Source organism: Plantibacter sp. MCCC 1A11337 (assembly GCF_013349365.1).
Lineage (GTDB): Bacteria > Actinomycetota > Actinomycetes > Actinomycetales > Microbacteriaceae > Plantibacter > Plantibacter flavus_A.
This window is the reverse complement of record NZ_JABJWX010000001.1, coordinates 617,319-639,083: the sequence shown is the minus strand read 5'-3', so window position 1 is coordinate 639,083 and position 21,765 is coordinate 617,319. Positions and strand designations below refer to the sequence as shown.

Sequence of the window (21,765 nt, the reverse complement as noted above, 5' to 3'; positions counted from 1 at the left end):
CTCGTCAGGCGGAGGGCTGGACCCCGTGCCGCAGCTCCTTCGCGAGCGAGCTCACGACCGCCTGCAGGCTGCCGCCGTTCGCGTGGGCGACGGCGAGCTGACGCTGGTAGCTCGCGCCGTGCTCGATGATCGTGGCGATGCTCGCCAGCTCATCGGCGCAGCCGAGCCGACGGGCGACCGGCGCGAGGGTGTCGAGCAGGTCGTGCAGGTCGTCGGTCACGAGGCGCTCGTGGCCCGAGGAGTCGAGGATGATCTCGGCGTCCAGGCCGTAGCGGGCCGCGCGCCACTTGTTCTCGCGGACGTACCACGGCTGCAGGGTCTGCAGGCGCTCTCCGGCGTCGAGGCGGTCGGACAGGTGCTCGGTGAGACAGTGGATGAGCGAGGCGAGGGCGCCGAACTCCGCGACGGTCGACGCCCCGTCGCACGCGCGCATCTCCACCGTGCCCCACTGGGGCGACGGTCGCACATCCCAGCGGACCTCGGTGTGGTCCTCGATGATGCCGGTCACCGTCATGTCGTCGACGTAGGCCTCGAACTGCTCCCAGTCGGAGAGCTGGTAGGGGAGGCCCGCCGTCGGGAGCTGCTGGAACATGAGCGCACGGTTCGACGCGTACCCGGTGTCGACCCCGCCCCAGTACGGGCTGGACGCCGACAGCGCCTGGAGGTGGGGCAGATAGGTCAGCAGCCCGTTCATGATCGGGAGGACCTTGTCGACCGTCTCGACGCCGACGTGCGCGTGCACACCCCAGATCATCATGTTGCGACCCCACCACCGGGTGCGGTCGATGAGCTTGTGGTACCGGGGCTTGTCGGTGACCTGCTGGTCGTACCATTGGCCGAACGGGTGCGAACCGCTGCAGATGAGCTCGACGCCCATCGGATCCGTGATCGCCCGCACCTCGGCCAGCTGGCCCTCGAGGTCCGCGATCGCCTCGGGGACCGTGTGGTGGACACCCGAGACGAGTTCGACGGTGTTGAGGAGCAGCTCGTTGGTGATCTGCGGATGATCGGAACCGTCGCTCGGGCGGAGTTCCGACAGGACGGTGTCCGCTGCGCCGACGAGATCGCCGGTGTCGCGGTCGACGAGGGCGACCTCCCACTCGAGGCCGACGGTCGAACGCTCGGATCTGGCGAACTCGATGGGCATTGGCGTCGACCTCCCGCAGGGCGCGGCCGGGTGCCGCACGCCAGCCCATCTTCACACGGGGTGGAGGGGTCATCCGGTATCGGTGTCGCCGGATTACCCAGATCGCCCGATGTCTGGCAGAATAGAGAGTTGAGTCTGCGCGGAGTTCGACCCTCTATCCGACGCCCGCAGCAACCACAGTTTTCGCGTCGAGCGTGTGGCCCCACCTTTCGGCAGCGAGCACATCAAACATCACATCATTCAGGAGAATCGTGGCTGTCAAAATCCGTCTCAAGCGTCTCGGCAAGATCCGTGCGCCGTACTACCGCATCGTCGTCGCAGACTCGCGCACGAAGCGCGACGGTCGTGTCATCGAGGAGATCGGCAAGTACCACCCCACCGAGGAGCCCTCGTTCATCGAGGTCGACTCCGAGCGTGCGCAGTACTGGCTCAGCGTCGGCGCCCAGCCGACCGAGCAGGTCGCAGCACTCCTCAAGCTCACCGGTGACTGGGGCAAGTTCAAGGGCGACAAGGACGCCGTGAGCACCGTCCGCGTCAAGGAGCCGAAGGCCGCCTTCGTCGCCGACGAGAAGAAGAAGCCCGTCCTCAAGCCGAAGGCCGAGACCCCCGCGGCCAAGGCTGCTCCTGCCGAGGCCGAGGCGCCCGCTGCCGACGCCGCTGAAGCAGAGCAGGCGTAGTCTTGCTCGCTCCCGCGCTCGAACATCTCGTCAAGGGGATCGTCGATCACCCGGATGACGTTCGCGTCACGGCACAGAACTCCGCCCGTGGCGAGGTCCTCGAGGTTCGTGTGAACCCCGAGGACCTCGGCCGGGTCATCGGTCGTGCCGGCCGGACGGCCAAAGCCCTGCGCACCCTCGTGGCAGCGCTGGCAGACGGTCGGCGGGTCCGAGTCGACGTGGTCGACACGGACGCCTCCGGCGCCAGCGCGTAGGTGGCGGACGAGACGGAGCCGAAGACCCAGTTGCGGGTCGGTCGGCTCACGAAAGCCCATGGCCTGAAGGGCGCCCTGAAGGTCGAGCTCTACACGGATGAGCCGGAGCACCGGTTCACCCCGGGCGCGACGTTCACGCTCCAGGTCCCTGCGGGATCGAAGTGGCGCGGCAAGACGCTCGAGCTCATCGAACTGCGCTGGTACAACAGTCAGCCGGTCGCCTTCTTCGTCGGCATCTCCGATCGCAGTGAGGCGGAGACCCTCGTGAAGGCGATCCTCTGGGTCGAGCAGGACCCCACCGAGCTGCCGGTCGACGATGACGCGTGGTACGACCACCAGCTCGTCGGGTTGGCCGTGCACCGAGACGGCGTCGCCGTCGGTACCGTCGCCCGTGTCGACCACTTCCCGGCTCAGGACCTCCTGATCGTGAAGACCGGCGACGGCGAGGTCATGGTCCCGTTCGTGAAGGCGATCGTCCCCACGGTCGACATCGCTGCCGGGATCGTCACGGTCACGCCGCCCACCGGTCTGTTCGAGGAACTCCCGGAGGCCGACGAAGCCCCCGAGACGTCGACGGCCGGTCCGGTCGAGTCCGAGGCCTCCGACGAGGATCAGGACGACACCGGAGCATCACAGCCGGAGCAGTAGAACCCGTTCCGAGTCGGTCCTCCCGGCTCGGAACACCCACGACGGAGGCGTCGGTTGCATGCAACCGGCGCCTCCGTTGTCGTCTCCGGCAGATCACGCCGGTACCGGCTCGCTCTGACGATCGCCGTCCGCGACCCGAGCGAGGACCGCGGCGATCCGGCCGGTGCACCCACCGCAGCCGGTACCGGCGCGGGTCGCCTTGCCGATGCAGGCGACCGTGGTACTGCCCGATTGCGCGGCATCCATGATCCTGCCGACCGTCACGCCGTTGCACGTACAGACGGTCGTCGAGGGGGCGAACGCGTCGGCGGAGGCACCGCCGATCGCGTCCGGCCCGTCGAGCCGGAGCAGTACCGAGCGATCCGCCGGCAGTTCGCCGCCCCCGTCGTACAGGAGCGTCAGCTCGGCCGCAGTGCGCGGCATACCGACGCAGACGAAGGCGGTCAGGACCCCGGCGCGGGTGATCATCTTGACGTAGCGGCCGTGGTCGGGGTCCGCCCACACCGAGACGCTGCGTGGAGCGGCCGGATGCACGCTGCACCCGTCAGCGGCTGTCGGCTCGACGTCCCAGGGCTCGGCCTGGACGTCGCCGACCGCGACGACGTCGACCCGCTCGGCCTTGAGCGCGACGGTGCTCGGCCGCTCGACCGGTGGCGGACCCAGCTCGAGCGGTGGTCCGCCGGCCGCGGCCTCGAGCAGGAGACGAGCGGCGAGCCACTCGGCCTGCCGCCATCCTGGGCCGATGAGCCCCGACGGGCCGCCGGGGACGATGCGTTCGCGGCGCAGGTCCGGTGTCGGCGTCAGCACGTGCGCGCAGTCGCCGATGGCGAAGATCCGTTCGTCCGACCAGCTGCTGAGGTCTTCGCCGACGAGCACCCCGGAGCCGACACGGACCCCGGCGAGGGTCGCCAGATCGGAGCGTGCGCTCACCCCGCACGACAGGACGAGCAGATCGCCGGTGATCCGTTTCCCGTCGGCGGTGATCAGCGCTTCGAAGTGCCTCCCGCCCGCGGGGTCGTCCCGATGGCCGACCGCCTCGGCGCGGCTGTGTGCGATGACCTCGACACCCGCTGCCCGGAGCGCCGCGGCGAGCACGGAGCCGCCGCCGCGGTCGAGGTTCCGCGGCATCGGGGTGGGGCCGTGGTGGACGACGACCACGTCGGCGCCGGCGCGCGCGGCGGAGAGCGCGAGCTCCAGTCCCAGGACACCGGCACCCAGGACGACGATCCGGCCGCCCGATCGGACGACCTCGGCGACGGCGTCGGCGTCCGCGAGGTCACGCAGGGTGCAGACGCCGCGGGGAAGGTCGTGGTCGGACAGCAGCAACGACCGTCCGTACTTCTCGAGCGCCGGGAGGTCCCGCTTCCGTCGATCGACGCCGTCGAGTGTCGGAACGTTCGCGCGCGCACCCGTCGCCAGGACGAGCCGGTCGTAGGGGAGCATCTCCCCGGTGTCGAGTTCGACGGTCCGCATCTCGCGATCGATCTGCATCGCGGTCGTGCCGCGCAGGACACGGATACCGTCACGGGCGAGGTCCTCGGCACTGACGAGCGTCATATCGGCGAGTCCGGTCGCGCCGACCGCGTGATCGGCGACCAGTACCCGGTTGTACGCGTCGACCGGTTCCTGCCCGACCACGGTCATCTGGATCGAGCCGTCCCGCACGCCGGGCGCGACCTCCTCGGCGAATCGCGCACCGACCGGGCCGAATCCGACCACGACGATGCGGAGTGGTCGACCTGGTCGCGGACTCATCGGAGGGCTCCGGTCGCTGTGGCTTCCGGCAGTGGTGCGCCAGCGGCCGGGCGCAGTCGCACCACCGCGCGCTTGAAGTCCGGCATCCCGGAGATCGGATCGACCGCGTCCTGCGTCAGGAGGTTCGCCGACGCGTCGCCCGGGTAGTGGAACGGCAGGAAGACGGTGTCGTGACGGATGTCGCCGTCCACACGGGCTCGAACCGTCAGCGTGCCCCGGTGGTTCGAGACCTCGACCAGTCCGCCCTCGACGATGCCGAGTCGTGCCGCCGTCGCGGGGTGGACCTGGACGAAGACCTCGGGGCGAGCGTCGTCGAGCTCGGGGATGCGGCGGGTCTGGGTGCCCGACTGGTAGTGCTCGAGGAGGCGTCCGGTCGTCAGGGTGAGTTCCTCCCCGGTCTCGGGCGACTCCGAGGGCCTCGCAGGGCGGACTGGGACGATCCGGGCGAGGCCGTCGTTGTGCGCGAACCGTTCCGCGAACAGCCGGGGTGTGCCGCCGCTGCCGACGGGGAACGGCCAGTGCGCGGCGAGACCGGTGTCGAGCAGGGCGTGGCTCAGTCCCGAGTAGTCGGCGACCCCTCCGGCGGATGCGGCCGCCAACTCGTCGAACACGATTGACGGGTCCAGCTCGAATCGGCCCGGAGCATCGAGACGACGGGCGAGTTCGTGCATGATCCAGAGCTCGCTGCGGACGCCGACCGGAGCATCGAGCGCCCGCCGGCGGCGGATCACGCGCCCCTCCAGCGACGTCATGGTGCCCTCCTCCTCCGCCCACTGCGTCGTCGGGAGGACGACGTCCGCGAGCGCGGCGGTCTCCGACAGGAAGAAGTCGCAGACGACGAGCAGCTCGAGGCGGCCGAGTCCGTCCCGGACCGTCTGCACGTTCGGAGCGGATACGACGACGTTCGAGCCGTGGACCAGGAGCGCGTGCACACCGTCCGGTTCACCGAGTCGGTTCAAGAGGGCGACGGCCGGCAGCCCGGGACCAGGGATCGATTCGACCGGCACACCCCACACCTCGGCGACGTGACGGCGGGCTTCCGGATCGGTGATCTTGCGGTACCCGGGTAGTTGGTCGCACTTCTGACCGTGTTCGCGGCCGCCCTGGCCGTTGCCCTGGCCGGTGAGCGTGCCGTAGCCCGATCCCGGCCGGCCCGGTAGTCCGAGTACGAGTGCGAGGTTGATGGCGGCGGTGGCCGTGTCGGTGCCGTCGACATGCTGCTCGACGCCGCGACCGGTGAGGATGTAGGTGCCGTCCGAGGCTGCGAGCCGACGAGCCACGTCTCGGAGGACCGGCGCCGGCACACCGGTCACGGATTGGACGCGTTCCGGCCACCACGCGCTCACGCTGCGCCGCAGGCCGTCCAGCCCGGTCGTGCGCTCGGCCAGGTAGGCGTCGTCGGCGAGCCCTTCGGTGAGGACGATGTGCGTCAGCCCCAGGAGCAGGACCAGATCCGTCCCGGGCGCGGGCTGCACATGGACTCCACGTCCGGTCTCGGTGAGTCGTGCGGTGGCGGAGCGGCGCGGATCGACCACGATGAGGCCGCCCGCGGCCTGAGCACCGACGAGATGCCCGATGAACGGGGGCATCGTCTCCGCGACGTTGGAGCCGAGGAGCAGGATGGTCGACGCGTCGTCGAGGTCCTCCAGCGGGAACGGCAGCCCCCGGTCGACCCCGAACGCACGGTTGCCCGCTGCCGCGGCGGACGACATGCAGAACCGACCGTTGTAGTCGATCCGGCTCGTCCCGATCGCGATCCTGGCGAACTTGCCCAGCTGGTAGGCCTTCTCGTTCGTGAGGCCACCGCCTCCGAAGACCCCGATGGCGTCCGCCCCGCGCTCGTCGCGGAGGCGGAGGATGGTCGATGCGACGAGGTCGAGGGCCGCATCCCAGCTCGTCTCGGCCAGCTCACCGGTGACGTCGCGCACCAGAGGGGTCGTGAGGCGATCGCCGCGCGCGAGGAGCTCGGCCGACGTCCACCCCTTCTTGCAGAGGCCGCCCCGGTTCGTCGGGAAGTCCCGTCCGGCGACGTCGACCGGGAGCCTCGGAACGACCCCGTCCACCGCCGCGGTCCGGGTGAGGGACATCGCGCACTGCAACGCGCAGTACGGGCAGTGGGAGTCGGTCACCGGGGCGGTGGGACGAGGCATGCGTGGTCCTTCGATCAGGAGCGGGTGGAGCGACGACTCAGAGTCGCTGGCCGGCGAGTGACGCGTTCTTGCGGAAGTAGACGAGGAAGGTGACCGCGAACAGGACGACGTACGCGCCGATGAAACCGATGAACGCGGCAGAGTAGCTGCCGGTCGCGCCGTGCGAGAACCCGAGGATCTGTGGGATCACGAAGCCGCCGTAGGCACCGATCGCCGAGATGAGCCCGAGCGCTGCGGCGGCCTTGCGCTGCGTCCCGACGTCGCCGCTGCGGTGGTGGGCGTCGCGCAGGCCGGATCGCGCCGCGAAGACACTGGGGATCATGCGGTACGTCGAGCCGTTCCCGACACCGGCGGCGACGAACAGGAGCAGGAAGCAGCCGAGGAAGAGCCAGAAGTTCGCCAGCGGCATGGTCCACAGCACCGCGAGCGCCCCCAGGGCCATGACGGCGAACGCGCTCATCGTGACGACGGCCCCTCCGAAGCGGTCGGCGAGACGCCCACCGAAGGGTCGTGCCAGCGAGCCGATCAGGGCTCCGAGGAAGGCGAGCGAGATCGATGCCGAACCGACGGCGAAGGAGGAGAAGTCGGGGAACTGGTCCGCGATGAGCTTGGGGAACACACTCGCGAAGCCGATGAACGAGCCGAAGGTGCCGATGTACAGGAGTGCGAGGAGCCAGAGGTGCGGTTCCCGGAGCGCGGCGGCGGATCCGCGGAGGTCCGCCTTCGCTGACGACAGGTTGTCCATGTAGCGGTAGGCGCCGAACATCGCGAGGAGGATGAAGGGGACCCAGATCCATCCGGCCAGGCTCAGATTGAGGGTGGCCGCGGCTCCGACGGTGACCGCGATGGGGACGACGAACTGCGCGACCGCTGCCCCGAGGTTGCCGCCCGCCGCGTTCAGTCCGAGCGCCCAACCCTTCTCCCGCTGCGGGTAGAAGTAGGTGATGTTCGACATGGAGCTGGCGAAGTTGCCACCGCCGAAGCCGGCGAGTCCGGCGACGACGAGCATGACGCCGAACGGGGTGTCCGGATTGCCCACACACAGCGCGAGCGCAATGGACGGGATGAGGAGCAGCCCCGCCGAGATGATCGTCCAGTTGCGCCCGCCGAACCGCGGGACCATGAACGAGTACGGGAACCTGAGGGTCGCACCGACGAGGCTCGGCATCGAGATGAGCCAGAAGGTCTCGGCCGTGGAGAAGGAGAACCCGGCGGTCGGGAGCATGACGACGACGATGCTCCAGAGCTGCCAGACCACGAAGCCGAGGAATTCCGCGAAGATCGACCACCGGAGGTTCCGCCCAGCGATGCCGCGGCCCTCCCGATCCCAGAACGCGGTGTCCTCGGGATTCCACCCGTCGATCCAACGACCGGGGCGGTGGGTCAGGGCGACCGGGGTGACGGCCGGTGTCGACGTGGTCGGTGGGGCGTCGGCTGCTTCGAGGTTCGTGGTCATGGCTGCTCCGAGCGTTCGGTGAAGCGGGACGGGACGGTTACTGTCTCCGAAGCTACCGACGCCGTGTTTCGGGGCCCCACCCGCGAGGTAACACCTGGATCACCGCCTGCTCACAGGCACTCATCACCCTGGTGAGGCGGATGAACGCGCGCGGTCCAGGGGCCGGATCGGCCGCCGTCAGACGTCGAGGCGGTAGCCGCGCTTGACGATGGTGTTGATGAGTCCGGGCACGCCGAGCGTCTGGCGGAGACGGCTCATCTGCACTTCGAGCGCGTGGTGGTCCGCGGCTGCGGGCAGCGCGTCGGCCAGTGCGGCGCGCGAGAGGACGGCTCCGTTCGCGCGGACGAGGGCGCGGAGGAGCGCGAGCGAGTTCGGGGGGAGCCGGACCCGCGAGCCGGGCAGCTCCACGATGGAGCCACGGATGGCGATCGGGCCGTGCAGTGTCTCGGCTCGGAGGATCGCGTGCTGCTCGAGGTGTTCGCACAGCAGCCGGATGAGTGCCCCCATGCGGAACCGCTCGGGGACGATGGGCTCGATGTCCTGAGCGAGCAGTGGCGCCGCCGTGACCGGCCCGACCGCCGCGCACAGCACGTCGCGACGGAAGGCGTCGACGACGGCGTCCTCCTGACCGAGTGCTTCTGCGGCCGTGAACAGGGCGACGACCGACGGGGCACTCGTGAAGGTGACCGCGTCGAGGGAGCCACTCACGATCGCCTCGACGAGTCGCCGCACACGCTCGTCGGTCGCATCGGGGTCCGTCCACCGGTAGGGGGCGACCGTGTGCACCTCCTGGTGGACGGCACGGAGCCGTTCGAGCTGGCGCTCGTCGGTGTACCCGTGGAGCTGGACGGCGACGCGGAGACCTGCCGGGTAGTCGGCGACGACCTTGTCGACGAGCGAGGCTGTGGTCTCGCGGTCGCTCATGCCCACGTCGTTCAGACCGGCTGCTCGGATGGCACCGCGTGCCTTGGGCCCACGGACGAGGATGGCCGTTTCGGCGAGCGCTTCGAGGAGTTCGTCGCCGAGGCCAGCGGCGTCGGCGACCTCGAACCACCGTCGGATGCCGTACGAGGTCGTGGCGAGCAGGACGTCGGGGCGTGCGGCGATGATGTCGCGGGTGTCGTCGATGAGCGGTTCGTCATGCTGTGCGTGTGCGATCCGCAGCGTCGGTGCGTGCACGACGGTGGCGCCGCGCCGCTCGAAGGCGTCGATGAGGTCCTGCGATCGACGGTCGCTCGTCACGCCGATCCGGAAGCCCTCGAGCTGGTCCGCGCGGAATCCCGGGACCGGAGTCGTGACGTCCGGGCCGGCGTCGGCGGCCGGCGGGGTGGTGTCGATCACGCCGATGCCCCCAGACGTTCGGCCCGCGCCAGCAGTTCCGAGGCCTCGGCGTCACCGTCGAAGGCGAAGGCGACGACGTGGCCGATCACGATGACCGCCGGTGACCGCACACCGGCGGCTGCGGCGACGTGGAGGATCGTCCCGAGGTCTGCCACGGTGGTGCGCTGGGTCTCGCTGTAGCCGCGCTCGATGATCGCGACAGGGGTGTCGGCGGCGAGTCCCGAGGTGAGGAGTCCGTGGGAGATGGAGGGCAGCGTGCCGACACCCATGAGGACGACGATGGTCCCACCGAGGCCGGCGAGGTGACGGTGTTCCTCGTCGGAGAGCGGCGCATGACCACTGACCACGGTGAAGAGGTGACTCAGGTTCCGGTGCGTGAGGGGGATCCCGGCAGCCGCGGGCACGGCGACGGAACTCGAGACGCCCGGGATCACGCGGACGGGGACGCCCGCGCGGTGGCAGGCCAGGACTTCCTCGCTGCCGCGCCCGAAGACGTAGGGGTCGCCTCCCTTGAGGCGGACGACCGCCGCGCCGTCGAGCGCGTGTTGCACCATGACGGTCTCGATGCCGTCCTGTCCGATCGGGTGATGGCCGGGGCGCTTGCCGACGTCGACGAGGAGCGCGTTCGGGGCGAGCTCGGGGAGGGTGTCGTGGGGTGCGAGCCGGTCGTAGAGGACCACGTCCGCGTCGCGGAGGGCCTCGACGGCGGCGACGGTCAGCAGCGCGGGATCGCCCGGTCCGCCGCCGACGAGCGTGACCCTGCCTGGACCCGACATCTACGCCCCTTCCCTCACTGGAATGGTAGGCCCTGCGAGATAGACGGCCTCGCCGCGGTCGATCTCCTCCGTCGTCGCGGGCCGGTACTGGCCTCGCTCCGCGACCCGCGCGAGTCGCGGTTCGGCGTCACCCGGCTCGTTGACGAAGGAACGGAACCGGCGGAGGCGCTCCGGGTCGGCGAGGGTCGCCGCCCACTCGTCCTCGTACCCGTCCACATGGGCGGCCATGGCCTGTTCGAGCTCGGCGGCGAGTCCGAGCGAGTCCTCGACGACGACCTCCCGCACGTGGTCGAGCCCGCCGTCGAGGTCCTCCATCCACCTGGCCGTGCGCTGCAGTCGATCCGCCGTCCGGATGTAGTACATGAGGTAGCGGTCGATGTACCGGATGAGCGTCTCGTCGTCGAGGTCTCCGGCCAGGAGCTGCGCGTGGGTCGGCTGGAACCCTCCGTTGCCGCCGACGTACAGGTTCCAGCCCTGCTCGGTGGCGATGATCCCCACGTCCTTACCACGTGCTTCGGCGCACTCGCGCGCGCACCCGGAGACGCCGAACTTGAACTTGTGCGGTGCCCGGAGGCCGCGGTACCGGAGTTCGAGGTGGACCGCCATGCCCACGGAGTCCTGTACGCCGAAGCGGCACCAGCTGGAGCCGACACAGCTCTTCACATTGCGGAGCGACTTCCCGTACGCCTGTCCGGACTCGAAGCCGGCGTCGACGAGGATGCGCCAGATGTCGGGCAGCTGTTCGAGGCGGGCGCCGAACAGGTCGATGCGTTGACCGCCCGTGATCTTCGTGTACAGCCCGTAGTCGGTGGCGACCTGCGCGATGACCGCGAGCTTCTGCGGTGTGATCTCGCCACCGGGGATCCGGGGGACCACGGAGTAGGTGCCGTCCTTCTGCATGTTCGCGAGCGCCCGGTCGTTCGTGTCCTGCAGCGTCCCCCGGCCGCCGTCGAGGATGTACCCACCCTGCTGGCTGGCCAGGATGGAACCGATCACCGGCTTGCACACGTCGCAGCCGCGGCCGGTGCCGTAGCGCGCGAGGATCTCGTCGAAGGAGGTGAGGCCGAGCACCCGGATGGTCTCGAACAGCTCCTGGCGGGACAGTTCGAAGTGTTCGCAGAGTGCCCGCGAGACGGCGATGCCGGACTTCGTCAGCTCCGTCTCGAGGATCTTCTTCACGAGCGGGACGCAGGAGCCGCACTGGGTCCCGGCACGGGAGCAGGTCTTGAGCGCCCCCAGCTCGGTGCACGCCTCGCCGTGCACGCCCGCGATCGCGTCTCGGACGGTCCCCGCGGTGACGGCGTTGCACGCGCAGACGAGCGCTGCGTCGGGGAGCTCGTCCCCGGCCGGTGCCTCCATCCCTGAGGCCGACAGGTAGGCGGCCGGCTCACTGGACAATTCAGCGCCGAGGAGCGGACGCAGCGAGGCGTAGGGCGAGGCGTCGCCGACGAAGACCCCGCCCAGAAGGATCTTGGCGTCGTCCGTCATGACGAGCTTCTGGTACAGCCCCCGCGCCGGGTCCGCGTACACGATCTCGAGACTCTGCTCCGTGCGTGCAAGTGCGTCGCCGAAGCTCGCGACGTCGACGCCGGACAGCTTGAGCTTCGTCGCGTCGTCGACGGTCGTGAACTCCGCCTCGCCACCGAGCAGCCGATCCGCGACGACCTCGGCCATCGCGTTCGCCGGCGCGACGAGGCCGGTGCATCGACCGTCGAAGCACGCGACCTCGCCGATGGCCCAGACACCAGTCGCAGACGTCCTGCAGTCGGTCCCGATCACGACACCGCCGCGGTCACCGAGCTCGATTCCGGCATCGCGGGCCAGCTCGTCCCTGGCGCGGATACCGATCGCGAACACCACGATGTCGACGTCGACCTGCTGGCCGCTCGAGAACTTCACGCCCGAGACACCGCCCTGCTCGTCCACGAGGATCGACCGTGGCCTCGTCCCCAGATGCAGACCGATGCCCTGGCCGCCGATGATGCGCCCGAGGGCTCGACCGGCTCCCTCATCCAGCTGGGCGGACATGAGCCACGACCCGGAGTGCACGACACTCGCCTCGGCACCGAGCCGTGCCGCACCACCGGCAGCCTCGAGCCCGAGCAACCCGCCGCCGGCGACGATCACCCGGGCGGGACGGCCTCTCAGGGCGCCGATGCGCTCGATCTCCGACACCAGCAGGTCCACGTCGTCGATCGTCCGGTAGACGAGGGCGTGTTCCGAACCGTCGATCTCGGGCACCGGGGCCGAGGAGCCGGTCGCCAGGACCAGCTCGTCGTATGAGACGACCCTCCCCAGGGAGGTGTGCACCGTCCGGGCCTCGCGGTCGATCCGTTCGGCGCGTTCGCCCAGCAGGAGCGACACGTGCTGCTCGTCCCAGACACCAGTCGGCGCGAGCGTGAGGTCGATCGCCGCATCGTCGAGACGCTTGCTCAGTGCCACACGATCGTAGGGACGGTGGAGCTCCTCGCAGACGACCGTGATGTGCATGGTGCGCCCGGCGTCGCGACTGTGCAGGGCATCGACCAGCCGGTGCGCGGCCGGGCCGCCGCCGACCACGACGACGCGACGCGACAGATCTCCTGCGGTGGGATCGATCATCATGGGCCCCCTCGGCTCGTGTTCCAGCGAGCGTACTGACACGGCGTTTCCGGTCCGTTGCCCGCATGTGTCCCGAACGCGTCCAGGACCGCACACGACGCCCGGCCGGATGTGAGGTCGGTTTCACCTCACCGAAACGTCACGGGTGATCCGACGAAACACCCCGCCCGTAGCGTCGATGCTCCGACGCACGATCAGGAGGCCGACGATGAGCATCACGATGCAGCAGCACACGGGGCGGACGGCGCTCGCCGAGTGGCGACGCGTCTGCGCCATCGACGACCTCGAGCTCTCCTGGGGCGAGGTGGCGTTGCTCCGCGCCCGGCAGATCGCGGTGTTCCGCATCGGGGCCGAGGAGGTCTACGCCGTCGACCATCGGGACCCGCACACGGCCGCGCCGGTGATGGCTCGCGGCATCGTCGGTTCCCGAGGGGAGCGACCGACGATCGCGTCACCGTTGCACAAGCAGGTGTACGACCTCGGCACGGGCGAGTGCTTCACCGACCCGAACCTCTTCCTCCAGACGTTCCGCACCCGCATCGTGGGCGGTTTCGTGGAGATCGAGCTGGGGGAGGACGCATGACCCTGCTCGAGGCCGCGGTGCGCCGCCCGCAGACGCGGACGAGTCCGGCGCTCCTGGCCGTGTCCCACGGGACGAGTTGCCCGATCGGACAGGCCTCCGTCGCCGCGCTCGTCGACGCCGTCGGACGATCGCGTGCCGACCTCCACGTCGCCGGCGGCTTCGTCGACGTCCAGCAGCCCGACGTCCCGGCCACCCTCGGTTCGATCGAGCCCGAGCGGCCCGCGGTGGTCGTGCCGTTGCTCCTGTCCGCGGGGTTCCATGTCCACGTCGACCTCGTCGAGGACCTCGCGGCGACGGATCGACCGACGGCACTCGGGCGGGCGATGGGACCGGACGACCGCCTCGTGACGGTCCTCGCCAGTCGACTGGAGGCGCTGCACGTGACGCCGGATGATCGGATCGTGCTCGGAGCGGCCGGGTCCACCGACGCCCGGGCCGTCGCCGACTGCGTCGACATGGGACGCCGGCTGGAATCGCGACTGCGTGTGCCGGTCGAGACGGCGTTCGTCTCCGCGGCTCAGCCGTCGGTGCCCGACGCGGTGGCGGCGGCCCGAACGAGCCGACCGCGAGGGCGGGTCATCATCGCCACCTACCTGCTGGCGCCAGGCTATTTCGCGCGGCTGCTCGAGGAGGCGGGAGCGGACCTCGTGACGCAGCCGCTCCTCCACCTCGGAGAGGTTCCCGATCCCGGCATCGTCGACCTCGTGGTCGACCGTTACGAGGAGGCTTCGGCCGGACTGTCGGGCTGACCGACGCGACCGGGACGACGACCGTCGGGCGAATAGACTGCTCCTCATGCGCATCGACATCGTCACGATCTTCCCGACCTTCTTCGATGCTCTGGACCTCTCGCTGCTCGGCAAGGCGAAGCAGAGCGGGCTCATCGAACTGGACGTCCACGACCTGCGGGATTCGACGCACGACCGTCACCGCACCGTCGACGACACCCCGTACGGCGGGGGAGCCGGCATGGTCATGAAGCCGGAACCCTGGGGCGAGGCGCTCGACGGCATCCTGGGCGACGACACCGAGGAGGAGCCGCTGGTCATCTTCCCGTCTCCGGCGGGCGAGGTGTTCACGCAGGCGATGGCCCGCGAGCTCGCGGCCGAGCCGCACCTCGTCTTCGGCTGCGGCCGGTACGAGGGCATCGACCACCGCGTCTTCGACCACACGGCCAGCCGAGCGCGGGTCCGGCTGGTGAGCCTCGGCGACTACGTCCTCAACGGGGGAGAGGTCGCCGTGATGGCGATGATCGAGGCGATCGGTCGGCTCGTCCCGGGGGTCGTCGGCAACCCCGAGAGTCTCGTCGAGGAGTCGCACGAAGACGGGCTGCTCGAGTACCCGAGCTACACGAAGCCTGCCGAGTGGCGAGGACTCCCGGTACCGCCGGTGCTGCTGAGCGGCAACCACGGTGCGATCGCCACCTGGCGTCGTCAGCAGCAGATCGAGCGGACCCGCGAGGTCCGCCCGGATCTGCTGCCCGCCGACGAGCCGGACGCCTGAGCGCGCCGGGGTTCCGCGTTCGACGACTGTCAGGGTCGACGCCGTACGGCGGCGGCGATGCCGGCGATGACGAGGACCGCCCCGGTCGCGATGATCGCCCCGGTGATCCATCCCAAGGGGTCGATGCGCACCTCGGTGAGGTTGGTGACGAGCATGGCCCCGGCGAAGACGAGCAGGAGCACGCCCCACAGGATCGTGCCGAAGCGCGGCGCCCGACCACCTCGATCCGTCGGGCCGACACCGGTCCTCGGCTCATCGGCCGTCTGCGCGGTGGTCGGCCGTGTGGCGTCCGACTCCGTGGCTTTCGTCTGATTGGTCTCCGACGGAGCCGATTCCGTCGTCTCGTCGGCTGGCGACGACAGGTTCGCCGTTCCGGTCCGGTCGTCCTGCTCGCTCATCGTCCCGCCTCCGCTTCCTCGGTCACGACAGCGCTGCCGGCGACCGTCCACACCCGTACCCGCGTCGTGTCGCTCGATGTCGTGCGGCCGTACCGCGCATCCTCTTGGAAGAGAGCCCCGCCACGTCGGTCCGTTCCGTCCCGACCGTCGCGGTCCGTCTCCAGTGTGCCCGCGATCGCCGAGAACTCGACGATGACCGGCACGTCCTCGGGGAGGAGGACGTCGACCTCGCCGGCGACCATCCACACGTCGATGGTCCCGCCGCGCAGCGCGTCGTCGTCGGCGAGTTCGCCGAGGTCGAGGGTGGGTTGGCCGGCGATCATCACGTAGCCGCGTCGGTCGTCCGCATCCGTCGACGTCACGGTCCAGGTCGTGCGTCCGACCGGCAGGAAGGAGGTGCCGAGTGGGAACACTCCGGTGACGAGCAGGGAGATCACGGCGGCCCAGGTGAAGAGCCCGAGCCAGCCACTCTCCCGTCCGCTGATACCCGCGACGATCGTCGCGACGGCGAGTGCTCCGAGGGCGCTGGCGAGGCCGATGACCACGACGACCGGGATCGAGAAGCCGGCGCCTGCAGCGACGACGGCCGCACCCGCACCGGCGAGCAGTGCCAGGCCGAGGGTGATCGCCACGAAAGCTGCTCCAGGCTGCTTCGACCGGTGCTCCCGCGCCTTCGTCTCGCGTTCGGCCCGCTGCTCGGCGCGCTGCCGGTTCATCTCGTCCCGGAACTCCTGGCTCGTCCAACCGCGCTGCTGGCTCGGAGCCCCGTCCCAGGCGGCGGCGGTGGCGGCTCCAGGGAGCGGGACGGTCGCGCCCGCATGACCTGGCGAACCGTCGACCTTCGCGAGCGACACCGGGTTCGCGGCACCGGGGGAGGCCGGGGCCGAGCCGGCAGGGCCCGCGGGGGAGGCCGTGGGCGATGGTGCCGTCGGCTTCGGGATCGAGGCGTCACTGGTCCACGGGTCGCGCTGCGGCGGTGTCTCAGGCGGCGTCGGCCGCCCTGGGTCGCGGCGGGAGAACATCACGATCAGCCAGACCGCCGCGGCGACCAGGGCGATCACCCAACCGGCGGTCATGGTCGACTCCAGCCACCCGGGCAGGTTCCACGCCTGCGGCACGCCGTCCCACCAGAGGCCTCGCATGAACGGCACGGCGGTGAGGACCGCGAGGATGCCGATCGCGACGATCGCCGGGTCGAAGACGCCCCGGATCGCACGCTCGAGGTGGATCCGACCCTGCTGGTCGGGGATGAGCGCCCAGCCCGCGGCGTAGACGAAGAGGACCGGCCCGCCCAGGATCGCGATGACGATGAGGGCTCCGCGCACGATCATCGGATCGAGGCCGAGCCGGGCCGCGACACCCCCGGCGACGCCGCCGAGCCACGAGTCGCTCGAGCGACGGAGACCGGTGGACCGCCACCAGTCGAAGAAGCGGGTCGTCGGATCCTGCGGGGCGGGTGCCCCCGGTTCTGCCCCGGTGGGCGGCGTGCTGTGGTTCGTCATGGTCCGATTCTGGCGAAGCGTCCGGGTCCTTCCCATCCGGCATGACCCTGAGCGAACCCTGATCCTGTCGTCCCAAGGTGCCGACCGCACCCCGAACTGCTTGGATGGCTCCATGGGAACCGAGGTGATGAGCCGTCCGAGGCGCCGCCTGCTCGGCGGTGTCTGTGCAGGCTTCGCCGAGCACACCGGTCTCCCCGTCGCCGCGGTGCGGACCGCGACGGTCATCCTCGCGGGTTGCGGCGGAGCGGGCCTGCTCCTCTACGTGTGGCTGTGGGTCATGACGCCGACGCAGGGCGCGGACGCACCGCTCGATCCCCGTGAGCACCTGCTCCGGCCGGCCTCGACCGATGACGGAGGCGATCTCGACGGCCCCCGTCATGCGCCGATCACGGAGGTGCTGCTCGGGATCGCCCTGCTCGCGGCCGGGACCGCACTGATCGCGACCCGGACCGGGCTGGACATCCCGCTCGAGGCCGTCATCCCCGTCATCGTCGTCCTCGCGGGAGCCGCACTCGCGTGGCGGCAGTTCGGCGAGCGTGGTCGCGGTGAGGGCTCACGTGCCCTCCTGGTCCGCGTGCTCGGAGCGCTCGTCCTCGTCGTCCTCGGCATCCTCCTGTTCTTCGTCACCGGGGACCGCCCGAACATGTGGACGGTCATCGTCGCAGCGATCGCCGTGCTCCTCGGGGTCGCCGTGGTCATCGCGCCCTGGGCGCTCCAGCTGAACCGCGACCTCGCCGACGAGCGCGCCGCGCGGATGCGCGAGGCCGACCGCGCCGAGATCGCCGCGCACCTGCACGACTCCGTGCTCCAGACGCTCGCGCTCATCCAGCAGCAGGCCGGCCCGGGGAGCGAGGCGTCCCGTCTCGCCAGGGCGCAGGAGCGCGAGCTGCGGAGCTGGCTGTTCTCCGGTGGTACCGCTCCGACGGGTGACCTCGCGACCGAGCTGCGGACCATCGCGGCCGCGGTGGAGGCCGACCACGCCGTGCGCGTCGACGTCGTCGCGGTCGGGCGTGCGATCGACGACGCTCCGGAGCCGCTCCTCGCCGCCGCGCGGGAGGCCGTGCTCAACGCGGCACGTCACGCCGGCGGCGACGTCTCCGTGTATCTCGAGACGGCACCGCAGCGGATCGAGGTGTCGATCTCCGACCGCGGCCCCGGCTTCGACCTGGAACAGGTCCCGCGGGACCGCCTCGGGGTCCGGGAGTCGATCATCGGCCGGATGCAGCGCATCGGTGGCGAGGCGACCATCCGTTCGGGGCCAGGCGGACGAGGTACCGAGGTCCGTCTCGTCCTGCCCGTCCACGACACCGCGCCGACTGCGCCGCTGCCCGACACCGTCCCGACCGTTCCGAGGAGCCGACCATGAGCGACCGACCACTGACCGTCGTGATCGTCGACGACCACTCGATCTTCCGTTCCGGGCTGCGCAGCGAGCTCGATCCCGGCATCGAGGTGCTGGGGGAGGCCGGCGACGTGGAGGAGGCCGTCCGGGTGATCGGGGAGACCCGCCCGCAGGTCGTGCTGCTCGACGTCCACCTGCCGGGTGGCACCGGCGGCGGTGGCGCGGACGTGATCGTCGGGTCGGTGTCGATCGCGCCCGCCACCCGGTTCCTCGCGCTCAGCGTCTCGGATGCCGCCGAGGACGTGGTCCGGGTGATCAGGGCCGGAGCCCGCGGGTATATCACCAAGAGTTCCTCGGGGGCCGAGGTCGCGGAAGCGGCACGACGGGTCGACGACGGCGACGCGGTCTTCTCACCGCGGCTCGCGGGATTCGTCCTGGACGCCTTCGGTGCCGTGACGGGGGAGACGGCGGAGTCCGTCGACGAGCTCGACCGGCTGTCCGCCCGCGAGCAGGAGGTCATGCGCCTCATCGCCCGCGGTTACGCCTACAAGGAGGTCGCGACGGAGCTGTTCATCTCCGTGAAGACCGTGGAGACCCACGTGTCGAGCGTGCTGCGCAAGCTGCAGCTGTCATCGCGCCACGAACTCGCCGCCTGGGCTCTGCAGCGCAAGCTCCTCTGACCACGCGGGCCGGGACCGACATCGGCCGACAGCGAACGACCAGTGCACGCTCAGGGGCCCGGCGGTAGCCTGAAGGCATGATCATCCGTCGGGCGTTCTACTACTGGCGATTCGCCGCGATCTTCGTGCTGCCCGCCTGGCCGTTCGTCGGATGGGGACTCTTCGGTGAGAGCGGCTGGAGCCTCTTCGGGCTCTTCATCGCCATGCCGATCCTCGCCATCGCGCTCGCTGCGATCGCGTTCCTCATCTCCGCCAGGGCCAGCGTCCGGACGACGAAGCTCGTGTCCTGGACGGACGTCGGCCTGCTCACGCTCTGGCACGTCACGATCATCTGCTTCGGTTCCTTCAGCTCGGGCGTCGCCCTCTGGGCGGTCCTCGGCGTCGTCGCCGGCCTCGCCGCCTTCTGGGGCGTCATCGCGCAACTCATCTCCGAGACGGCTCGCCGGGCTCGGGAGACGATGGCCGAATTCGAGCGCATGGCCGCTGCAGCCGGGCCAGGCACGATGCCCGGATCGGCGATCCCGCCGCAGCCTCGGTTCGATCCCGGCCCGATCGACGGCGGCGAGTTCATCGTCATCGAGGAGTCGAAGCCCGACGAGCGCTGCTGAGCGGTCGTCTCCACCGCTGTCGCCCGCGCCGTCCGGGGCCCGGTTTCCCATCCGGGGCCCTTTCATGACACAATTGCTGTTTGTGCCTCCGCAGTTCTGCCACAGGGGAACGCCGGCATCGGGCACACCCTTCCTTCCGAACGTATTCAGCGGTCGACCTGTGGCGGTCGCAGAGATGGAATCATCATGCACATTCTCGACTCAGTCGATGCAGCATCCCTCAAGTCGGACATCCCCGACTTCCGCGCCGGCGACAACGTCAAGGTGCACGTGAACATCATCGAGGGCAACAAGTCCCGTATCCAGGTCTTCCAGGGTGTCGTCATCGGCCGCTCCAACGAGGGTGTCCGCGAGACCTTCACGGTCCGCAAGGTGAGCTACCAGGTCGGCGTCGAGCGTACCTTCCCGGTGCACTCCCCGAACATCGACCACATCGAGGTCGTCACCCGCGGTGACGTCCGTCGCGCGAAGCTGTACTACCTCCGCGAGCTCCGTGGCAAGAAGGCGAAGATCAAGGAGAAGCGCGACAACTAGTCGTCCTCCCGGTCGCCCTCCGCGATCATTCCTGAGCTCCCCACCGGATAAGCTGGTGGGGAGCTCAGGCGGTTAAATGACAGACAATTCCCTGGCGGCAGACGCGTCGCCCGACCACCAGCAGCGCCCCCGCGGCAAACGCGGAGCGCTGCTCTTCCTTCGCGACCTCCTGATCATCTTCGTGGTCGCGCTGCTGGTCTCCTTCCTCATCAAGACCTTCCTCGTGCGGTCGTTCTACATCCCGTCCGGGTCGATGGAGAACACGCTGCAGATCCAGGACCGCATCCTGGTGAACGAGCTCGTCCCCGACGTGGTCTCGCTGAACCGAGGCGACGTGGTCGTCTTCCAGGATCCGGGCGGCTGGCTGCCGCAGACGGTCGAGGCTCCGCAGCCTCCCGTGACCGCAGCCGTCGAATGGGTGCTGTCGATCTTCGGCCTCGTCGCTCCCGACAGCGACGACCACCTCATCAAACGCGTCATCGGCCTGCCGGGCGACCACGTGTCGTGCTGCAACCCCCTCGGGCAGATGACGGTCAACGGGGTTCCGCTGAACGAACCGTACGTGAAGCTCCCGGCCGGCACCGAGAAGGTGTCCGGAGACCCGTTCGACATCGTCGTCCCGGAGGGCTCGCTCTGGGTCATGGGCGACAACCGGTACAACTCGAAGGACTCCCGGTACAACGGCGACACCCCCGGTGGGGGCTTCGTCCCGATCGACAACGTCGTCGGGCGCGCGTTCGTCATCACCTGGCCGTCCAGCAACTGGGCCTGGCTCGACAACTACCCGACCGTCTTCCAGGGCATCCCCGCCCCAGAAGAGGAGTGATGGCCGTCAGCGAACCGACCCTCGAGGTCGAGCACGAACTGTTCGCTGCGGGTGTCCCGTCGGTCATCGGCATGGACGAGGTGGGTCGCGGAGCGATCGCCGGCCCGGTGGCCGTCGGCGCCGCGGTGGTCGCCCCGGCGTGCGGGCCGTTCCCTGCGGGACTCCGTGACTCGAAGCTGTTGAGCGAGCGAGCGAGGACCCGCCTGGAACCGCTGGCCCGCGAGTGGGTGTTGTACGGGGCCGTCGGGCTCGCGAGTCCCGCGGAGGTCGACGAGCTCGGCATCACCGCGTGCCTCGGACTCGCCGGCCGTCGGGCGCTGCTCGAACTGCACGCCGTCGGCGCGGACGTCACCGGGTCCACCGTCCTGCTCGACGGCAACAGCGACTGGCTGAGCCGGGCGCTCCAGCGACCGCTCACCATCACCACGAGGGTCAAAGCGGATCGGGACTGCGCCTCGGTCGCTGCGGCGTCCGTGCTCGCCAAGGTGCACCGCGACCGACTGATGATCGAGTTGCACGAGGCACTGCCGGAGTACGGGTGGGAGGGCAACAAGGGATACGGCTCGGCGCAGCATCTGTCGGCCCTGACCGAGCACGGCCTGACCCTCCACCACCGGAGCAGCTGGCTGCCCACCTACACGTAGACTGGAGAGACCATGGACGAAGACGAGTTCGAAGACTACGACCGCGAGGTCGAACTGGCCCTCTACCGCGAGTATCGCGATGTCGTGGGTCAGTTCAAGTACGTGATCGAGACCGAGCGCCGGTTCTACCTCGCCAACGAGGTCGACCTCGTGCGGCGCGACACGGCGAACGACTTCTACTTCGAGCTCTCCATGACCGACGTCTGGGTGTGGGACGTCTACCGGTCCGACCGCTTCGTCAAGAGCGTCCGAGTGCTCACGTTCAAGGACGTCAACGTCGAGCAGCTGTCCTCGCGCGACTTCGAACTCCCGAAGGAACTCACGCTCGACGAGTAGGCGA

22 protein-coding genes are annotated in these 21,765 nt (G+C 69.9%); 13 read left to right on the top strand and 9 right to left on the bottom strand.

The genetic code is table 11. The features are described from left to right. Positions 1-4 precede the first annotated feature (4 nt). Positions 5-1,147 carry a glutamate--cysteine ligase gene (locus HOW07_RS02920; protein ID WP_175116041.1) on the bottom strand — a complete coding sequence of 381 codons (1,143 nt, stop codon included), beginning with the start codon at positions 1,145-1,147 and terminating at the stop codon, positions 5-7. Positions 1,148-1,398: 251 nt separating this feature from the next. Here HOW07_RS02920 and rpsP point away from each other — a divergent pair, with 251 nt between their 5' ends. From rpsP to rimM, 3 genes are read left to right on the top strand one after another with little or no spacing between them, the layout of a single operon-like run. Next, entirely contained in the window at positions 1,399-1,824 is a 426-nt protein-coding gene (gene rpsP / locus HOW07_RS02915; protein WP_175116040.1) for a 30S ribosomal protein S16, read from the top strand. 2 nt (positions 1,825-1,826) lie between these two features. After that, a complete protein-coding gene (locus tag HOW07_RS02910) occupies positions 1,827-2,078 on the top strand; it encodes an RNA-binding protein (protein WP_064296312.1) in 252 nt (83 codons plus the stop codon). After that, a complete protein-coding gene (rimM, locus tag HOW07_RS02905; protein WP_371743559.1) occupies positions 2,079-2,726 on the top strand; it encodes a ribosome maturation factor RimM in 648 nt (215 codons plus the stop codon). Between the two features lie 93 nt (positions 2,727-2,819). Here rimM and HOW07_RS02900 read toward each other — a convergent pair whose 3' ends face one another. The 6 genes from HOW07_RS02900 to nirB all read right to left on the bottom strand — a co-directional run bounded on the left by HOW07_RS02900 (position 2,820) and on the right by nirB (position 12,808). After that, positions 2,820-4,481 carry an FAD-dependent oxidoreductase gene (locus tag HOW07_RS02900; RefSeq protein WP_175116039.1) on the bottom strand — a complete coding sequence of 554 codons (1,662 nt, stop codon included), beginning with the start codon at positions 4,479-4,481 and terminating at the stop codon, positions 2,820-2,822. Then, positions 4,478-6,631, bottom strand: a complete 2,154-nt coding sequence (locus HOW07_RS02895; protein ID WP_175116038.1) for a molybdopterin oxidoreductase family protein — start codon at positions 6,629-6,631, stop codon at positions 4,478-4,480. The genes HOW07_RS02900 and HOW07_RS02895 overlap by 4 nt, the downstream gene beginning before the upstream one ends. Positions 6,632-6,668: 37 nt before the next feature. Then, entirely contained in the window at positions 6,669-8,087 is a 1,419-nt protein-coding gene (locus tag HOW07_RS02890; RefSeq protein WP_121290210.1) for an MFS transporter, read from the bottom strand. 177 nt (positions 8,088-8,264) lie between these two features. Continuing rightward, positions 8,265-9,428 carry a uroporphyrinogen-III synthase gene (locus tag HOW07_RS02885; RefSeq protein WP_285039218.1) on the bottom strand — a complete coding sequence of 388 codons (1,164 nt, stop codon included), beginning with the start codon at positions 9,426-9,428 and terminating at the stop codon, positions 8,265-8,267. Beyond that, positions 9,425-10,204 carry a uroporphyrinogen-III C-methyltransferase gene (gene cobA / locus HOW07_RS02880; RefSeq protein WP_121290213.1) on the bottom strand — a complete coding sequence of 260 codons (780 nt, stop codon included), beginning with the start codon at positions 10,202-10,204 and terminating at the stop codon, positions 9,425-9,427. The genes HOW07_RS02885 and cobA overlap by 4 nt, the downstream gene beginning before the upstream one ends. Further along, positions 10,205-12,808, bottom strand: a complete 2,604-nt coding sequence (gene nirB, locus HOW07_RS02875; RefSeq protein ID WP_371743558.1) for a nitrite reductase large subunit NirB — start codon at positions 12,806-12,808, stop codon at positions 10,205-10,207. Between the two features lie 205 nt (positions 12,809-13,013). On the opposite strand from nirB, the gene nirD reads away from it, so the two are divergent. From nirD to trmD, 3 genes are read left to right on the top strand one after another with little or no spacing between them, the layout of a single operon-like run. Then, positions 13,014-13,388, top strand: a complete 375-nt coding sequence (gene nirD, locus HOW07_RS02870) for a nitrite reductase small subunit NirD (RefSeq protein WP_121290215.1) — start codon at positions 13,014-13,016, stop codon at positions 13,386-13,388. Further along, positions 13,385-14,137 (top strand): sirohydrochlorin chelatase, encoded by a 753-nt coding sequence (locus tag HOW07_RS02865; RefSeq protein WP_175116036.1) that lies wholly within the window; start codon positions 13,385-13,387, stop codon positions 14,135-14,137. The genes nirD and HOW07_RS02865 overlap by 4 nt, the downstream gene beginning before the upstream one ends. A gap of 46 nt (positions 14,138-14,183) precedes the next feature. Next, positions 14,184-14,891, top strand: a complete 708-nt coding sequence (gene trmD, locus HOW07_RS02860) for a tRNA (guanosine(37)-N1)-methyltransferase TrmD (protein WP_085510627.1) — start codon at positions 14,184-14,186, stop codon at positions 14,889-14,891. A gap of 29 nt (positions 14,892-14,920) precedes the next feature. On the opposite strand, the gene HOW07_RS02855 is transcribed toward trmD, so the two are convergent. Further along, entirely contained in the window at positions 14,921-15,289 is a 369-nt protein-coding gene (locus HOW07_RS02855) for a hypothetical protein (RefSeq protein WP_175116035.1), read from the bottom strand. Beyond that, positions 15,286-16,791 carry a PspC domain-containing protein gene (locus tag HOW07_RS02850; RefSeq protein WP_175116034.1) on the bottom strand — a complete coding sequence of 502 codons (1,506 nt, stop codon included), beginning with the start codon at positions 16,789-16,791 and terminating at the stop codon, positions 15,286-15,288. The genes HOW07_RS02855 and HOW07_RS02850 overlap by 4 nt, the downstream gene beginning before the upstream one ends. Before the next feature lie 112 nt (positions 16,792-16,903). Here HOW07_RS02850 and HOW07_RS02845 point away from each other — a divergent pair, with 112 nt between their 5' ends. The 7 genes from HOW07_RS02845 to HOW07_RS02815 all read left to right on the top strand — a co-directional run bounded on the left by HOW07_RS02845 (position 16,904) and on the right by HOW07_RS02815 (position 21,761). After that, complete coding sequence (locus HOW07_RS02845) at positions 16,904-18,157, top strand: ATP-binding protein (protein ID WP_175116033.1); 1,254 nt, start codon at positions 16,904-16,906, stop codon at positions 18,155-18,157. After that, on the top strand, positions 18,154-18,813 hold the full coding sequence (locus HOW07_RS02840; protein ID WP_175116032.1) for a response regulator transcription factor: 660 nt from the start codon (positions 18,154-18,156) through the stop codon (positions 18,811-18,813). The genes HOW07_RS02845 and HOW07_RS02840 overlap by 4 nt, the downstream gene beginning before the upstream one ends. Positions 18,814-18,890: 77 nt before the next feature. After that, entirely contained in the window at positions 18,891-19,421 is a 531-nt protein-coding gene (locus tag HOW07_RS02835; RefSeq protein ID WP_175116031.1) for a hypothetical protein, read from the top strand. 186 nt (positions 19,422-19,607) lie between these two features. Next, complete coding sequence (gene rplS / locus HOW07_RS02830; RefSeq protein ID WP_056006851.1) at positions 19,608-19,955, top strand: 50S ribosomal protein L19; 348 nt, start codon at positions 19,608-19,610, stop codon at positions 19,953-19,955. 76 nt (positions 19,956-20,031) lie between these two features. After that, a complete protein-coding gene (gene lepB / locus HOW07_RS02825) occupies positions 20,032-20,781 on the top strand; it encodes a signal peptidase I (protein ID WP_124769107.1) in 750 nt (249 codons plus the stop codon). Then, positions 20,781-21,425 (top strand): ribonuclease HII, encoded by a 645-nt coding sequence (locus HOW07_RS02820; RefSeq protein WP_175116030.1) that lies wholly within the window; start codon positions 20,781-20,783, stop codon positions 21,423-21,425. Before lepB ends, HOW07_RS02820 begins: the two co-directional genes overlap by 1 nt. A gap of 12 nt (positions 21,426-21,437) precedes the next feature. Next, positions 21,438-21,761 carry a DUF2469 domain-containing protein gene (locus tag HOW07_RS02815; protein ID WP_071260887.1) on the top strand — a complete coding sequence of 108 codons (324 nt, stop codon included), beginning with the start codon at positions 21,438-21,440 and terminating at the stop codon, positions 21,759-21,761. The last annotated feature ends 4 nt before the right edge of the window (positions 21,762-21,765 follow it).

Coding starts and splice junctions, on each gene's coding strand:
- HOW07_RS02920 (WP_175116041.1), bottom strand. CDS start 1,147: ATGCCCATCGAGTTCGCCAGATCCGAGCGTTCGACCGTCGGCCTCGAG.
- HOW07_RS02900 (WP_175116039.1), bottom strand. CDS start 4,481: ATGAGTCCGCGACCAGGTCGACCACTCCGCATCGTCGTGGTCGGATTC.
- HOW07_RS02895 (WP_175116038.1), bottom strand. CDS start 6,631: ATGCCTCGTCCCACCGCCCCGGTGACCGACTCCCACTGCCCGTACTGC.
- HOW07_RS02890 (WP_121290210.1), bottom strand. CDS start 8,087: ATGACCACGAACCTCGAAGCAGCCGACGCCCCACCGACCACGTCGACA.
- cobA (WP_121290213.1), bottom strand. CDS start 10,204: ATGTCGGGTCCAGGCAGGGTCACGCTCGTCGGCGGCGGACCGGGCGAT.
- nirB (WP_371743558.1), bottom strand. CDS start 12,808: ATGATGATCGATCCCACCGCAGGAGATCTGTCGCGTCGCGTCGTCGTG.
- nirD (WP_121290215.1), top strand. CDS start 13,014: ATGAGCATCACGATGCAGCAGCACACGGGGCGGACGGCGCTCGCCGAG.
- HOW07_RS02865 (WP_175116036.1), top strand. CDS start 13,385: ATGACCCTGCTCGAGGCCGCGGTGCGCCGCCCGCAGACGCGGACGAGT.
- trmD (WP_085510627.1), top strand. CDS start 14,184: ATGCGCATCGACATCGTCACGATCTTCCCGACCTTCTTCGATGCTCTG.
- HOW07_RS02855 (WP_175116035.1), bottom strand. CDS start 15,289: ATGAGCGAGCAGGACGACCGGACCGGAACGGCGAACCTGTCGTCGCCA.
- HOW07_RS02850 (WP_175116034.1), bottom strand. CDS start 16,791: ATGACGAACCACAGCACGCCGCCCACCGGGGCAGAACCGGGGGCACCC.
- HOW07_RS02845 (WP_175116033.1), top strand. CDS start 16,904: ATGGGAACCGAGGTGATGAGCCGTCCGAGGCGCCGCCTGCTCGGCGGT.
- HOW07_RS02840 (WP_175116032.1), top strand. CDS start 18,154: ATGAGCGACCGACCACTGACCGTCGTGATCGTCGACGACCACTCGATC.
- HOW07_RS02835 (WP_175116031.1), top strand. CDS start 18,891: ATGATCATCCGTCGGGCGTTCTACTACTGGCGATTCGCCGCGATCTTC.
- rplS (WP_056006851.1), top strand. CDS start 19,608: ATGCACATTCTCGACTCAGTCGATGCAGCATCCCTCAAGTCGGACATC.
- lepB (WP_124769107.1), top strand. CDS start 20,032: ATGACAGACAATTCCCTGGCGGCAGACGCGTCGCCCGACCACCAGCAG.
- HOW07_RS02820 (WP_175116030.1), top strand. CDS start 20,781: ATGGCCGTCAGCGAACCGACCCTCGAGGTCGAGCACGAACTGTTCGCT.
- HOW07_RS02815 (WP_071260887.1), top strand. CDS start 21,438: ATGGACGAAGACGAGTTCGAAGACTACGACCGCGAGGTCGAACTGGCC.